This window comes from Duganella sp. AC237 (assembly GCF_979254035.1).
In genome coordinates this window covers 3,634,412-3,647,865 of the sequence record NZ_CEEDEW010000003.1, presented here as the reverse complement: position 1 = coordinate 3,647,865, position 13,454 = coordinate 3,634,412, and the positions used below count along the sequence as shown (strand labels likewise).

11 protein-coding genes are annotated in these 13,454 nt (G+C 66.7%); 5 read left to right on the top strand and 6 right to left on the bottom strand.

The window, feature by feature from the left end; translation table 11 throughout:
- Window positions 1-44 precede the first annotated feature (44 nt).
- The 3 genes from AC0IYS_RS16265 to AC0IYS_RS16255 all read right to left on the bottom strand — a co-directional run bounded on the left by AC0IYS_RS16265 (window position 45) and on the right by AC0IYS_RS16255 (window position 5,792).
- Complete coding sequence (locus AC0IYS_RS16265) at window positions 45-455, bottom strand: type 2 periplasmic-binding domain-containing protein (protein ID WP_471706127.1); 411 nt, start codon at window positions 453-455, stop codon at window positions 45-47.
- Window positions 456-465: 10 nt separating this feature from the next.
- Window positions 466-1,656: a porin gene (locus tag AC0IYS_RS16260; protein WP_471706126.1), complete on the bottom strand. Its 1,191-nt coding sequence runs from the start codon at window positions 1,654-1,656 to the stop codon at window positions 466-468.
- Window positions 1,657-1,979: 323 nt separating this feature from the next.
- On the bottom strand, window positions 1,980-5,792 hold the full coding sequence (locus AC0IYS_RS16255; RefSeq protein WP_471706125.1) for a CHASE domain-containing protein: 3,813 nt from the start codon (window positions 5,790-5,792) through the stop codon (window positions 1,980-1,982).
- A 202-nt stretch (window positions 5,793-5,994) separates the two neighbouring features.
- On the opposite strand from AC0IYS_RS16255, the gene AC0IYS_RS16250 reads away from it, so the two are divergent.
- Genes AC0IYS_RS16250 through AC0IYS_RS16235 form a run of 4 tightly spaced genes read left to right on the top strand, consistent with a single transcriptional unit; the run spans window position 5,995 to window position 9,901 of the window.
- A complete protein-coding gene (locus tag AC0IYS_RS16250; RefSeq protein WP_471706124.1) occupies window positions 5,995-6,423 on the top strand; it encodes a DUF2141 domain-containing protein in 429 nt (142 codons plus the stop codon).
- A 9-nt stretch (window positions 6,424-6,432) separates the two neighbouring features.
- Window positions 6,433-7,926, top strand: coding sequence for a carotenoid oxygenase family protein (locus AC0IYS_RS16245; protein ID WP_471706123.1), 1,494 nt, complete (start codon window positions 6,433-6,435; stop codon window positions 7,924-7,926).
- Window positions 7,923-9,110, top strand: a complete 1,188-nt coding sequence (locus AC0IYS_RS16240; RefSeq protein ID WP_471706122.1) for a sensor histidine kinase — start codon at window positions 7,923-7,925, stop codon at window positions 9,108-9,110. Before AC0IYS_RS16245 ends, AC0IYS_RS16240 begins: the two co-directional genes overlap by 4 nt.
- 53 nt (window positions 9,111-9,163) lie before the next feature.
- Window positions 9,164-9,901, top strand: a complete 738-nt coding sequence (locus AC0IYS_RS16235; RefSeq protein ID WP_471706120.1) for a LytR/AlgR family response regulator transcription factor — start codon at window positions 9,164-9,166, stop codon at window positions 9,899-9,901.
- A gap of 42 nt (window positions 9,902-9,943) precedes the next feature.
- On the opposite strand, the gene purT is transcribed toward AC0IYS_RS16235, so the two are convergent.
- Both purT and AC0IYS_RS16225 read right to left on the bottom strand, forming a co-directional pair.
- Entirely contained in the window at window positions 9,944-11,155 is a 1,212-nt protein-coding gene (gene purT / locus AC0IYS_RS16230) for a formate-dependent phosphoribosylglycinamide formyltransferase (protein WP_471706119.1), read from the bottom strand.
- A 31-nt stretch (window positions 11,156-11,186) separates the two neighbouring features.
- Window positions 11,187-11,936 carry a DUF481 domain-containing protein gene (locus tag AC0IYS_RS16225; protein WP_471708893.1) on the bottom strand — a complete coding sequence of 250 codons (750 nt, stop codon included), beginning with the start codon at window positions 11,934-11,936 and terminating at the stop codon, window positions 11,187-11,189.
- A gap of 156 nt (window positions 11,937-12,092) precedes the next feature.
- Here AC0IYS_RS16225 and AC0IYS_RS16220 point away from each other — a divergent pair, with 156 nt between their 5' ends.
- Window positions 12,093-12,497, top strand: a complete 405-nt coding sequence (locus AC0IYS_RS16220) for a DUF4124 domain-containing protein (RefSeq protein WP_471706118.1) — start codon at window positions 12,093-12,095, stop codon at window positions 12,495-12,497.
- Window positions 12,498-12,501: 4 nt separating this feature from the next.
- Here the strand turns inward: AC0IYS_RS16220 and AC0IYS_RS16215 are convergent, their stop codons facing one another.
- The gene (locus AC0IYS_RS16215) at window positions 12,502-13,428 is read right to left on the bottom strand and encodes a LysR family transcriptional regulator (protein WP_471706117.1); all 927 of its coding nucleotides are present in this window, start codon (window positions 13,426-13,428) and stop codon (window positions 12,502-12,504) included.
- Between the last annotated feature and the right edge of the window lie 26 nt (window positions 13,429-13,454).

Sequence of the window (13,454 nt, the reverse complement as noted above, 5' to 3'; positions counted from 1 at the left end):
TGCTGCGGCCGGGCGTCGTATCGCACATCTTTCAGCGCATTTCGTTACTGCACGGTGAGGATCACCTTGACCGTGTCGTCGACCTGCGCTTTCTCGATGTAGCCGATGGCGGTCGGATCGGCCGCCACCGCCTTTTTCACCTCGGCGCTGGAGGCGTATTCCTTCGGCGCGCTGGCCTTGCCGGTGAAGACCAGCTTGGACCAGATGGCCTTGACCTGGGTCGCATCCTTGTCCAGCACCTTTTTATAGAACTCGTTGCGCAGCGCGCCGTCCGTGTGTTCGACGGGCGTGAACAAGGTCGATTTCCCGAGGAAGAACTGGCCGGCCTGTTCGCTGAACATGCGCGTGGCGGGGTTCTTCGGGCTGACGATGACCACGATCTCCGCCGCGAACGAAGGCGCGGCGAACGCGCAGACACCCGCCGCCAGCAGCAGCTTGCCGATAGTCGTTTTCATGTGGTTCTCCTTAGAAGACGAAATCGATGGCGGCGGCGTAGACATTCACCGTGCTGCCGGCAAAGCCGGGCTTGGGGGCGAGGAAGTAGCCGTTGCCGTCACGCGTCTTGACACGGTCCATCTGCACCTTGAACGCCGCCGACTTGTAGAAGTCCCAGCGCAAGCCGATCGCGGTGCTCGATTGCAGGCCCGCCTTGAGCGCGCTGTTCGCGCCGGCCGCCAGCGGCGCCAGCGGACCGGTGGTCGGCAGCGTCGCGAAGCTGCGGATGCTGTCCTGCTTCACGTCCCCGTGCATCACGAACGGCACGAATTTTCCCCAGCGGTAGCCCAGCATCACATACCAGGATGTGGTGTCGTGCACCAGGCGGGTGTCGGTCTTGCGCTTGGCATATTCGGCCATGCCGATGATGTTGTGGTAGTCCATGCTGATGCCGGCCGAGTTGAAGGTGCCCGTGACGTCGCGCGACGGGATCTGCGCCAGGATGCCGGTCATTTTCAGCGCCGTGAAGGCGGTGGTGAGCGTTTGCACGTTCGGGCTGTCGTTGATGGTCAACTTGGTGCGCGAGTGGCCAAGCCGGTAGGTGAACGGCCCGTTTTCAAGCAGCACCTGCGCCGCCATGGCCGGCTTGAAGTCCACTTGCACGCCGTCGTTCAGGCGCACGTTGGCCCTGCCGATCCCGAACTGCGCGGTCACGGTGCTGTCGCCGAACGCGTGCTGGTAGGTGATGTCGCCGCCGTCGGCGCTGTCGAATGGCACCTGGCGATACACCTCGGTCGGCGGGCGAAGCATGGTGTTGGCGTAGCCGACGTTGCGCACGTCCGAGATCATATAGACGGGCAGGCCGACGCGGCCCAGGCGCACGGAAAAGTCGTCGCTCAGCTTGATCTTGGCGAAGGCCCAGGTCAATTCGGCGCCGTAGCTGTCCTCGTCGCCGTATTTGCGCACCAGGCCTTGCGCGGTGAAGGAGATGGTGTCGCTCAGTTTGCCGGTGACCTGCAGTCCAAGGTTGGAATCGACGCCGGTGCGCCAGTCCTTGCGCGCGCCGCTGGCCTGGTTGAGGCGTGAAAACTCCGCGTCATCGGTATCGGTCCGCGTCACCGCGCCGGTGCCGAAACCGCTGATGGTGATCGGCAGGCTGTCCTGTGCGTAGGCCGTCGCGCAAAAAGCGCCAAGGATGGCCAGCGCCATCAGCGATTTCATCGCGGGATTAAAAACTGGGTTGCGAGCTAAAGTGCGGTTTGCAAGCCTTGTTTGTTTCATCGTGTACCCTCCGGTGGTTATGTAATGGCGCTATGTTTGTCTGCTTCGCCTTATTTAGTGTGGCCCGGAAGGTGTTGATGCGGGTCAAATTTATACGAAAATGTCACAATTCCGTTGTGATGGGGCAACGACTTTCGATATGGGACCGCTATCAAGTGGCTCAAACGGCAAGCTTGCCTAAGCCATGTCTGCGATTTTTCGGGAGGGTTTACGGCTGTAAGCGGGCGCGGCCATGACACACTTTCCGTGAGGGAGGCCCGGGTTCAGCGGCCGTCGGCGTGCGGTGTCGCTGGCAGGTTGCGCAGGATGGCGCGCAGCATGTCCTCAACGTCGATCGGCTTGGCGATGAAGTCGTTCATGCCGGACGCGATGCATTGTTCGCGTTCCGAGGCCATCACGCCGGCCGTCATCGCCAGCACGGGCAGCGTCAGCGCCAATTCCGAGCGTATCAACCGGGTCGCCTCGAAGCCGTCCATTTCCGGCATCTGCACGTCCATCAGCACCAGATCGTAGCGGTGCGATTCGGTGCGCAGCAGGTCGACCGCCGCGCGGCCGTTGTCGACCGAATCGATGGTGGCCCCGGCGTAATCGAGCATGCTCCGGGCGACCAGCTGATTGATCGGATTGTCCTCCACCAGCAGGATGCGCACGCCGTCGACGCGCAAGCCGGGAGGCGGCCCGGACGCGGGCGATTGCGCTTCCGTGGCGGGCGCGGAGTCCGCGACCGCCGGATCGCCGCCATTTTCCGAATTTTTTTGACTCGCCGCCGACGCGTCGCGCGCGGTGCGCGCCAGCCGCACGCTATCTTGCAGGCGCTGGCCGGTGACAGGTTTGAGCAGCACCGCGTCGGCGCTTTGCGCGCCGCCGGTGTCCAGCAGCTTGCCCTGGCCGAAGGCGCTGACCATCAGGACGATGGGCGGGGCGCCAGGGCCGGCGGCGCGTATGGCCTCCATGGTCGCCACGCCGTCCAGGCCGGGCATGTTCCAGTCCACCAGCACGGCGCCATAACGGCCGCCCGACCCGCGCAGCACCTCCAGCGCCTGCTCGCCGGAACCTGCGCAGTCGCAGCGCCAACCTAGCGCGCGGATGGTTTTGTACACATAGCGGGCGCTGAGCGGATCGTCGTCGACCACCAGCAGGTGTAGCGGCGGCAGGCCGGCAGCATCGTCGTCGGTGGGCGCGTCGGCGCGCAGCATCGGCACCGTCAGCATGAATTCACTGCCCACGCCCGGCGTGCTGCGCACCTCGATGGCCCCGCCCATCAAGGCGGCGATGCGGCGCGAGATCGCCAGTCCCAGGCCGGTGCCGCCGAAGCGGCGCGTCATCGAGGCGTCGGCCTGGGAGAAGGGCGCGAACAATTGCGCCAGGCTGTCGGCCTGGATGCCGATGCCGCTGTCGCTGACGGTGAAGCGCAGCAGCGCGGCCCGGGCGTCCGCCGGGGCCTGCTCCCCGCCTGGCGCGCCGGGTGCGGCGGCCACCAGTTCCACCAGCACGGCCACCGAGCCTTTTTCGGTGAACTTGATGGCGTTGCCGACCAGGTTGACGAGTACCTGCTGCAGCCTGTGACCATCGCCGACCAGCGCCTGCGGCACGCCGGGCTCGATGCCGATCGCCAGCTCCAGGTCCTTTTCGCCGCCGTTGACGGTCATGATATTGGCCAGCGTCTCCAGCACGGCGCCAAGCTGGAAGGGCGCGGGCGCCAGTTCCATGCGGCCCGCCTCGATCTTGGAGAAGTCCAGCACGTCGTTGAGGATGCCGAGCAGCGAGTTGCCCGAGCTGCGTATCATCTCGAGGTACTTTTGCTGGGCCGGCGAGAGCGGGGTGTTGTTCAACAAATGTGTCATGCCCAGCACGGCGTTGAGCGGGGTGCGGATCTCATGGCTCATGTTGGCGACGAACTCGGTCTTGGCGCGGCTGGCCGCTTCGGCCAGGTCGCGCGCGGCGATCAGCGAGCGTTCCGACTCGCGCAGCGCGCCGGTCATTTGCCGCGCCAGCGCGGTGGCATAGACGTGGCGCGCGGTCAGCGCCCGCACCACGCCGAAGAACAGCAGGCTGATAATGACGCCGGCCAGCAGCACGATGTGCGATTTCTGACGGTCGATGGAGCGCTCGAAGGCCGGCAGCGACGTGAAACGCAAGGTCCAGCGATGCTGGAGCAGTTCGAGCGGCATCTCGCGCGCGAACGGATTCGGATAGTGCAGGCGGTCGTTCTCCGTGCGGTCGGCGGCGCTGGCGTACAGCCGTGCCCTGGCGTCGGTCTCGTCGCCGTCGAAGATCTCCAGCCGGATCGCGTGCGTGCCGGCGTGGTTGTCGGCCTGGCCGCCCGCGACGAGCAGATCGCGCATCAATTCCTCCGCCAGGATCGGGCTGTAGGCATAGCCTTGCAAGGCCGCCATGCGCTGCTGCGGCGTCGCGCCGGCCGGCAATCCCGCCTGTTTGCGGTAGACCGGGAAGTACATCAGGAAGCCCGGCTGGTGTCCGGCCCGGGCGCTCTGGACCAGCTCCACTTTGGCGCTGAGCGCCGGCATGCCCGATCGCGCGGCATTGCGCATCGCGACCTTGCGGATCGGTTCGGAGAACATGTCGTAGCCGAAGGCGCGACGATTGCGCTCGTCGAACGGCTCAAGATAGTAGACCGGCGCCGACGAAGGCGGCGGCTGCGCGGCCTCCGCCGCATCGCGCGACAACGGATCCAGCGACCAAATGCGGAAATCCGGATAGCCTTCCTGGCGCACCTGGCGCTCCAACCCGGCGCGCTGGTCGTGGCGCAGGAAAACCGCGTAGCCCAGTCCCATCACGCCGGGGAAGTTGCTTGCCAGGTCAAGGCCGGCGGCGAACTCGCGCCACTGCGCGCGCGTCGGCTCCGGCTCGGCCTTGAACAGCGCCTGGGCGCCGCGCAGGCCCGATTCGTACAGGGTCATACGCTGGACGATGCGCTGTGCGATCTCCTCGGCCTCCGCGTCGAACCGTTCGCGCGCGCGCCGTTCGGTGTCCACCGCCACCAGGTGCCACACCAGCACCGTCAGGCCCACGCCGACCAGCAAGGTGCCCCATTGCGCGGCGCCGTGTTCCTTGACGGTCGTTTGCAGCCGTTGTCGTTCGCTGGCGTCGGCGCTCAGCACCAGGCCGATCAGGCAGCACAGCACGATGAAGCTGTCGAGCGAGATCAGCGCGTCGTTGAGGGTCCCGGCGGCGAACGGACCGAGGCCGTTGACGGTGCCCGGCACGGCGCCGGCGGCGGCGCACAGGCAGACGGCGCTGGCGCCGCGCAGGCCGTGGCGGTACGACGCCCAGGCTACGCACAGCACGAACAGATACGGCAGCCATCCAAGATGGTCGTCGGGCGAATAGGCGCGCAAGAAGACCGCGGCGGTCAGCGCCAGCAACGCCGCCAGGGACAGCGCAATCTCCAGCGCGCCGCGCCAGTTCCAGTCCCGCGGGCTGCCCAGCGACCAGACAATGATCGCCGGCGTCACCAGCAGCACGCCGGCGGTGTCGCCGACCCACCAGGTCAGCAGGACGGTGGCGTAGGTGTCGGCGCTGGCCAGGCCGGACAGCAAAAGGGTGGTGGCGCCGATGCCGGAGCTCACCAGGCACATGACCATGGCGACCAGCGCGAACTTGTAGACGTTCTGCAACTGGCCTACCGGCTGCGTGACGTCGGCGTAGCGGCGTATCAGCCAGGTCCCGGCCAGCGCCTCGAGGGTGTTGCCGGCGGCGATGGCGCCAGAGGCCAGCGCCACGGCGCCGCCCAGCGGCAGGCCGTTGGCGTGGAAGGTGGCGAGGTTGGCGGCGAAGGCTCCCAGCATGATAGCCGGCCAGGCGCGGTATCCGATCAACAGGATGGCGGCGAAGGCGATGCCGGACGGCGGCCATACGGGCGTGGCGTTGGTGTTGGCGAACGCCAGCAGCAGGCTGGCGCGGGCCACCAGTGCATAGCAAAGCGCCAGCGCCGCCAGATGCATCGGCCCGGCCAGCAGCTTTGGCGCCTTGCGGGCGCCGGCGTCCCCGATCCAGGCGGAGACCAGGGAGCGCTTGGAGGCGGCCGGGGAATCCGTATCGTGACCTACGCGCATGGCAGCATGTTTTGAATTATTCGAGTGGCACCCGGCCACTATATCGTATTTGCGCCGGGCTTTGCGCCGTGTTCATACATTTGGCGCCGGCGGCGTGCATTTCGCGCCGTTGGCGCGCCGTTCGTCGCATCGGCCGCCGGCAGGGACCGCGCCTGGCTACAGTGGACGCCTGTTTCATCCACCACAACCGCCGGAGCCCGCCATGACATACCAGACCGCTACAGCCTTCCTTGCCTTCCTCTTCGCCGCGGCAGGCGTCAACGCCGGCGCCAGCGCGGCCGACCTCACGATCACGGTCGAAGGCGTGGCCAGCGCCGATGGCCGGTTGATGGTCGCCTTGTATAACGCCGCCGAGACTTTTCGCGGCAAGCCGTACTTGGCGCGGATGGCTCCCGCGTCGACCGGCGCCGTCACGCTGGCGTTCAAGGAACTGCCGGCCGGCGACTACGCGTTCGCGGTCTATCACGACGCCAACGGCAACGGCAAGCTCGATTTGAACGCGGTCGGCATGCCGGTCGAGGACTACGCCTTCAGCAACAACGCCATGGGCAATCGCAGCGCGCCGAGCTACGAGGATGCGCGCTTCCAGGTGGCCGCCGGCGGGGCCGCCGTCAGCGTCACCCTGCGCTGAGAGGGGGAGATGATGAACCAACGCCGCCAGTTTCTTTCCCGTGGCATCGGCCTTGCCGCCCTGGGTGCGTCCACCGGGCCGGCCTTTGCCGACAGCGAGACCTCGCGCCGCTTCCATCAGGCGCTTGAGCGCAATCCGCGTCTGTCCGTGTACGCCGATACCGGCGGCGAACAGGCGGGCGTGGCGCAGGTTGCGGGCAGCATGCCGGCGGACCTGAACGGCGTGTTTTACCGCAACGGGCCGGGACGCTTCGAGTTGGGCGGCGAGCGCTATCACCATTGGTTCGACGGCGACGGCTTTGCCCAGCGCTGGCAAGTCGGTGGCGGCAAGGTCGCTCATCGCGGCCGTTTCGTGTTGACGAAAAAATTCGACGAGGAGAACAAGGCGGGCCGCTTCCTGTATCCGGCCTTCGGCACTGCGATCGCGCGCCGCGCGGTGAAGAACAACGACAGCGTCAACGTCGCCAACACCAATCTGCTGCCGTTCAATGGCGCCGTGTACGCGCTGTGGGAGGGCGGCTCGGCGATCGAACTCGATCCGGAGACGCTGGCCACGCGTGGCGCCAAGACCTGGCGCGCCGACCTGAAAGCCATGCCTTTTTCCGCCCATCCCAAAATCGACCCTGATGGCGGCCTGTGGAACTTCGGCAATCCGCCCGGCGGCGACCAGTTGGTGATCTATCGCCTGAACGCCGCCGGCGAGGTGACCCGCACCGCCATGGTGCCGGTGCCGCGCCTGAACATGGTGCACGACTTCGTCGTCAGCGGCCGCCACCTGATCTTCCTGGTGCCGCCGTACGCCATGCGCGCCGATGCCGGTCTCAGTCTGGCCGAACGCATGCAATGGGACGGCGCTGCGCGGCCGCTGCGCGCGGTCGTCATCGACAAGAATACGCTGGAACTGCGCCGGGTGTTCGAACTGCCCGCGCGCTCCGTCTTCCACCTCGGGAACGCGTTCGAGGACGGCGCCTGCACGCGTCTGGACGCGGTGCTGCACGAAGGCGACGTCCTGCCCGATCCCGCGCTGCCGATGCGCGGCGACATGCGAGAATACGGCGCGGGACGCAGCGCCACGGTGCAGATCACCCTGGACTACGCCACCGGCCAGGCGCGCGAGGCGCGGCTGTTCGGCGTCAGCGAGTTCCCGCGCGTGGCGCCGCAGGTGGTGTCGGCGCGCCACCGCCGGCTGGCGGTGCTCGGCGCCGACGGCGTCGGCAAGGATCTGATCCTCAATACCGTCAATCTGATCGACACCGACAGCGGCAAGGCCGATAGCTATGCTTTCGGCGCCGGCTGGCAGGTGGAGGAGCACGTGCTGGTGCCCCGGCGCGGGGCGCGTTCGGAGACCGACGGCTATCTGGTCGGCGTGGCGCAGGACACGCGGCGCGGCCAGACGGTGCTGACGGTGTTCGATGCGCACAACATCAAGGCCGGTCCAAGGGCGCTCGCGCGATTGTCTTATCGCGCGCCGGTTTGCTTTCATGGTAACTTTCTGCCGACATGAATACTATCCACGACACCATCCCGGGCGCCAAACCGCCGCCGATCGCGCATCCGCTCGAAGTCATCCCGTTTTTCCGGCGCTGGCCGCATTCGGTGCCCCGCAACGTTGTCTACACCGTCATCTTCAGCTGTGCGGTGGCGCTGGCGCTGACGGTGATCGACATGGCCGGCGGCGCGAGCGTCCAGAGGCTGCGCAGCGATTTTCCGACGACGCTGATCATCTCGAACTTGATCGGTGGGCTGGTGTATGGCGGTATGTTTGCGCTGAACCGCTCGCTCGACGGCTGGGTGGCGCGCCTGCGCGGTGCGCGGCGCATGCTGTTCTACGTCGCGCTGATGTCGTTCAGCGTGCCGGTCGGCATAGGGCTGGGCAATGTGCTGATGAACAGAGCCAATCCTCTGCTGGTGCTGGGCCAGCGCGGCGTATGGGTGTATTCGCTGGCGACGGGCGTGCTGGTCGCCGGATTCATGTACCTGGTTCATCGCAGCGGGGAGCGGCGGATGCAGCAGGCGATGGCGGCGGCGCGCGACAACGCATTGATCGCGTCGAGCCAGCGGCTGCTGGCGGAGGCGCGCCTGCGCGCGTTGCAGGCGCAGATCGAGCCGCACTTTTTGTACAACACGCTGGCCAACGTGGTCGGCCTGATCGGCACCCAGCCGGCCAAGGCGCAGCATATGCTGGAACGCTTCATCGACTATCTGCGCGCCAGCCTGGCGGCCAGCCGCGGCGACCAGGCGACGTTGGCCAGCGAGGCGGCCCTGCTGGCGGCCTACCTGGATGTGCTGGCGGTACGCATGGGCGAGCGGCTGCGCTACCGCATCGACGTGCCGGATGACCTGCGCGGCTTCGCGATCGCCCCGATGCTGCTGCAGCCCGTGGTGGAGAACGCGATCACCCACGGCCTGGAGCCGAAGGTGGAGGGCGGCGAAATCGTCATCGGCGCGCGCGTGCTGGGCGATCGCGTGTGCGTGGAGGTCAGCGACACCGGCGCCGGCCTGGCCGGCCAAGGGGCGGCGAAGAAGCCCGGCGGCGGCGTGGGCCTGAGCAATCTGCGCGAGCGCCTGGCCAGTTTGTACGGCGGCGCGGCTCGGGTAGAATTACTGGAAAATCAACCCAGCGGCATGACGGTGCGCCTGATGCTGCCTTTGAACGCGAGTCCGACATCGATACCTTCCACGCCCTGATAGCCGACGACGAGGCGCACCTGCGCGATTACCTGGAGGGACAGCTCAACACCGTGTGGCCGGAACTGCGGGTGGTCGCCAAGGCGGCCAACGGACTCGATGCGCTGCGCCTGATCGACGAGCAGGCGCCCGATGTGGTGTTCCTGGATATCCGCATGCCGGGCATGACGGGACTGGACGTGGCGGCGCGGCTGGTGGAGGGGCCGAAGCCGCCGCACATCGTGTTCGTCACCGCTTTCGACCAGTACGCGGTGGAGGCTTTCGAGCATTCGGCGGTGGATTATTTGTTGAAGCCGGCCGGCCTGGATCGGTTGGCGAAGACGGTGGGGAAGTTGAAGGCCGCGTTGCAGGCGCGGCGCGAAGCCGGGCACGCGCCTGCGGCGGCGGGCGGGGTGACGGCGGCCGCGTTGCAGGCCTTGTTGGCGCAGCTGGGCGGAGCGGTGGCGGCTCCCGTTGCGGCTGCGGAGCCGTTGCAGTGGATACGCGCCTCGCAGGGCGATCAGACCCGTTTGATCTCGATCGACGAGGTGATTTACTTCCAGAGCAATGACAAATATACGAGCGTGTTCCTGGCCGATGGCGAGAGTTTGATCCGCACGCCGATCAGCAAATTGCGCGAGCAGCTCGACGAGCGGCAATTCTGGCAGATACACCGCAGCGTGATCGTCGCGGCCCGGCATGTGGCGGGGACGCGGCAGGATTTTCGCGGGCGCTTGATGGTGCAGCTGAAGGGGCGCGACGAGCAGCTGGTGGTGAGCCGGAATTACGTGGATTTGTTCAGGCAGATGTAGCTGGCGGATGGCGGCGTTGCGCCGCATCCGCCCGACATTCGATTATTTGCCGATCACCGGCCTGACCTTCGACGCCGCTTCCTTGGCGCGCGCGCGCGCCGTTTCCACATCGTCCGCCGTCGCCAGCGCCACGCCCATGCGGCGGCGCGCGAACGATTCCGGCTTGCCGAACAGGCGGATGTCGCTGCCCGGCACCCGCAACGCTTCGGCCACGCCCTCGAACGCGATGCCGGCCGCTTCGTGCTGGCCATAGATGACGGCCGAGGCGCCCGGCGCCTTGAGCGCGACATTGACCGGCAGGCCCAGGATCGCCTTGGCGTGCAGTTCGAACTCGCTTTGCACCTGGGTCGCCATGGTCACCATGCCGGTGTCGTGCGGGCGCGGGCTCACTTCCGAGAACCACACCATGTCGTCCTTGACGAACAGCTCGACGCCGAACAGGCCAAGGCCGCCCAGGTCGCCGGTCACCTTGCCGGCGATGTCGCGCGCGCGTTCCAGCGCCACCGGGTCCATGCGGCACGGCTGCCACGATTCGACGTAGTCGCCTTGCACCTGCACGTGGCCGATCGGGTCGCAGAACAGCGTCTCCACCTGGCCGTCGGCGCCGATCGAGCGCACCGTCAGCAAGGTGATCTCGTAGTCGAAGTCGATGAAGCCTTCCACGATCACGCGGCCCGAGTCGACCCGGCTGCCGGCGGCGGCGTAGTCCCACGCGGCCTTGACTTCGGCGGCGCTGTCGATCTTCGACTGGCCTTTGCCCGACGACGACATGACCGGTTTGATCACGCACGGGAAGCCGATGGCGGCGGTGGCCGCCTCCAGCTCCGCCAGGCTGCTGGCGAAGCGGTACGGCGACGTCGCCAGGCCGAGCGTCTCGGCGGCCAGGCAGCGGATGCCTTCGCGGTTCATCGTCAACTGCGCGGCGCGGGCGGTAGGAATGCAGGTGATCTTGCCGGCTTGTTCCAGCGCGGCCAGCGTGTCGGTGGCGATGGCTTCGATCTCCGGCACGATCAGGTCCGGCTTTTCCTGTTCGATCAGCGCGGCCAGGGCGGCGCCGTCGGTCATGTTGATGACATGGGCGCGGTGCGCGACCTGGTGGCCCGGCGCGTTCGGATAGCGGTCGACGGCGATCACTTCCACGCCCAGGCGCTGCAGCGCGATGATGACTTCCTTGCCCAGCTCCCCGGAGCCGAGCAGCATGACTTTGGTGGCGGTGGGGGACAGCGGCGTGCCGAGGATGCGTGGAGTGTTCATGTTGAATTCAGAGAGAAGAGAAGTAAGGGCGTCAGAAAGAGTAGACCAGGGTCACCGAGGTTTGCGTGTCGGTGCTCTTTTTATCGTCCGGCACGTTGGTGTCGCTGCGGACGCTGAACGCGGCCTTCAACTGCATGGTGTTGTTGATTTTGGTGCGCAGCGACGTTTCCGCCTCCGAGTGGGTGTTCGAGGTGCCGCGTTCGACCATCAGCGTTTGCTGGAACAGCGCGTTTTCGCTCAGGCGCCATTTGAAGTTGCCCGCGCCGCGGATCGTCATGCCGTTCTCGGTCTCGCCGGTGTCGCGCGCGCCGCGGAAGTAGCCCGGACCGATCTCCACGTCCAGGGTCTTGGTCTCGGACTGGTAGACCTGGGTGCCGTAACCGACGCCGATGGTCGAGTAGCGGATGTAGGCGCCGAAGCGGTCGTCGACGTGGGTGGCGAGCGCGAACAGGCGGTCGCGGTCCTGCATCAGCTTGTACGCGGCCTTGGCCGACAGCGAGTAGCGCTGCGCCGAACGCTCGCGCACTTTTTCGCCGTCGGAAGTGGTGACCTGCTCGTCCTTGAAATAGCCGGCGGCGATGTACTCGTTGCTCCAGTCGGGAAGTTCCTGCTTGGAATCGATTTTGCCGGTGACGGAGGTACCGACGGTGTTGCCGGAGGTGGAGATCGCGCCCAGTTCGGCGGAGGTGCTCCAGCCGTACGGCGGGTCCAGATCGACGGCGGCGGCGTGGCCGCAGGTGAGTGATAGCGCGAGCGCGGGTACGAACAGCAATGGTTTCATAGGCATGGGACGGCGGGGCCGGGCATGGCCGGCGCTGCGTCATCTTGTTACGGAAGAAGGCACTATTGTACCCGACACCGATTACGTGTGGTTCCGTACAGAGCGGGCGGTGGCAACGGAGGATCATTGCGCCATTAGCTGAACGGGGTAACGATCATGAAGACATCGCTGAAATTGACAAAAATGCTGCTGTGCGCCGGCCTGTTCGCCGCCACCGCCACCGCCACCTCGTTCGCCAGCGCCGGCATCAACCGCTGCGTCGATGCCCAAGGTTCCGTGCTGTTGACCGATGCCGAATGCCCGCAGGGCAGCCGTGTCGCCAACGACGAAGCCGCCGTCAGCGACACCGGCGCCGAGGGCATCATCATCAACAGCGGTGTCGAACGCGTGGTTCCGGCCGTGCAGGGCGGCGCCGGTTTGCCGCGCAGCCGCTGGGCCGATCTGCCGCGCCCCTCGATGCGCAAGACCGGCGGCACCGACGCGATGACTTTGCAGGCCGCCCGCAGCACCTTGCAGATGCAGGACGAGTTGCGTCGTCAGGGCCGCGTGGCGTCGCGCTAATTGACTAAGTGATGTCGCGGCCGTTGGCGTAGCCGGATAATCCTTCGGCCAGCGCCGTGAATGCGGCGGCGCACGCGGGGTTGGCGCGCAGGTTCTCATGCATCGCCAGCCAGGTTTCGAGCGGAATATTCAACAGATCCGGCAGCACCCGCACCAGCGAGGGATCGCGGCCCGCCAGCCACACCTGGCAAATGCCGATGCCCAGCCCTGCGCGGATCGCCGCCAGGTGCACCAGGTCGCTGTCGCTGCGCAGGGCATACGCGCCGGCGTCCAATTGATCTAGTTTGTGTGACAGCTTGCGGGTGAAGGCATTTTCCGTCGCCACGCCGATCAAGCAATGCCCCTTCATTTCGGCCCAGCCATGCGGCGTGCCATGCCGTTCCAGATAATCCCGCCGCGCGTGAAATCCCACTTCAATATCGCCGATGCGCTGGGCGATCAGCACATTCTGTTGCGGGCGCTGCATGCGCACGGCGATGTCGGCGTCGCGCTTGAGCAAATCCTCGATGCGGTTGGAGATCGCCAGTTCGATCGCGATGCCGGGATGGCGGTCTTTCAAGCGTGCCAGTATCGGCGGCAGCACTTCCACGCCGATCACTTCACTGGCCGTGACGCGCACGGTTCCCTGTATCGTCCCGGCGCCGTGGCCCAGCGACGACGCGGCGCGCAGCAGCGCAGTGGAGGCCGAGGCCAGCGCCTCGGCGTGCGGACGCAGCGCGCGGGCGTCGTCGGTGGCGATCAGGCCCGCCTGCGAGCGCGTGAACAGCGACAAGCCGAGCGCTTGCTCGAGGGCCTCGATATGCCTGCCGACCGTCGGCTGCGTCAACCCCAGCGCACGCGCCGCGCCGGACAGCGACCCTTCGCCCATCACGGCAAGGAAGGAGCGGTATAAATCCCAATTCGGTTCGCTGGGGGTCGCAGGGGTAGTCATACAGAATTGTATAGCGGCTATTCGGC

What these genes read in the sequence shown, in the direction of transcription:
- AC0IYS_RS16265 (WP_471706127.1), bottom strand. Translation starts at nt 455, where the DNA reads ATGAAAACGACTATCGGCAAGCTGCTGCTGGCGGCGGGTGTCTGCGCG.
- AC0IYS_RS16260 (WP_471706126.1), bottom strand. Translation starts at nt 1,656, where the DNA reads ATGAAATCGCTGATGGCGCTGGCCATCCTTGGCGCTTTTTGCGCGACG.
- AC0IYS_RS16255 (WP_471706125.1), bottom strand. Translation starts at nt 5,792, where the DNA reads ATGCGCGTAGGTCACGATACGGATTCCCCGGCCGCCTCCAAGCGCTCC.
- AC0IYS_RS16250 (WP_471706124.1), top strand. Translation starts at nt 5,995, where the DNA reads ATGACATACCAGACCGCTACAGCCTTCCTTGCCTTCCTCTTCGCCGCG.
- AC0IYS_RS16245 (WP_471706123.1), top strand. Translation starts at nt 6,433, where the DNA reads ATGATGAACCAACGCCGCCAGTTTCTTTCCCGTGGCATCGGCCTTGCC.
- AC0IYS_RS16240 (WP_471706122.1), top strand. Translation starts at nt 7,923, where the DNA reads ATGAATACTATCCACGACACCATCCCGGGCGCCAAACCGCCGCCGATC.
- purT (WP_471706119.1), bottom strand. Translation starts at nt 11,155, where the DNA reads ATGAACACTCCACGCATCCTCGGCACGCCGCTGTCCCCCACCGCCACC.
- AC0IYS_RS16225 (WP_471708893.1), bottom strand. Translation starts at nt 11,936, where the DNA reads ATGAAACCATTGCTGTTCGTACCCGCGCTCGCGCTATCACTCACCTGC.
- AC0IYS_RS16220 (WP_471706118.1), top strand. Translation starts at nt 12,093, where the DNA reads ATGAAGACATCGCTGAAATTGACAAAAATGCTGCTGTGCGCCGGCCTG.
- AC0IYS_RS16215 (WP_471706117.1), bottom strand. Translation starts at nt 13,428, where the DNA reads ATGACTACCCCTGCGACCCCCAGCGAACCGAATTGGGATTTATACCGC.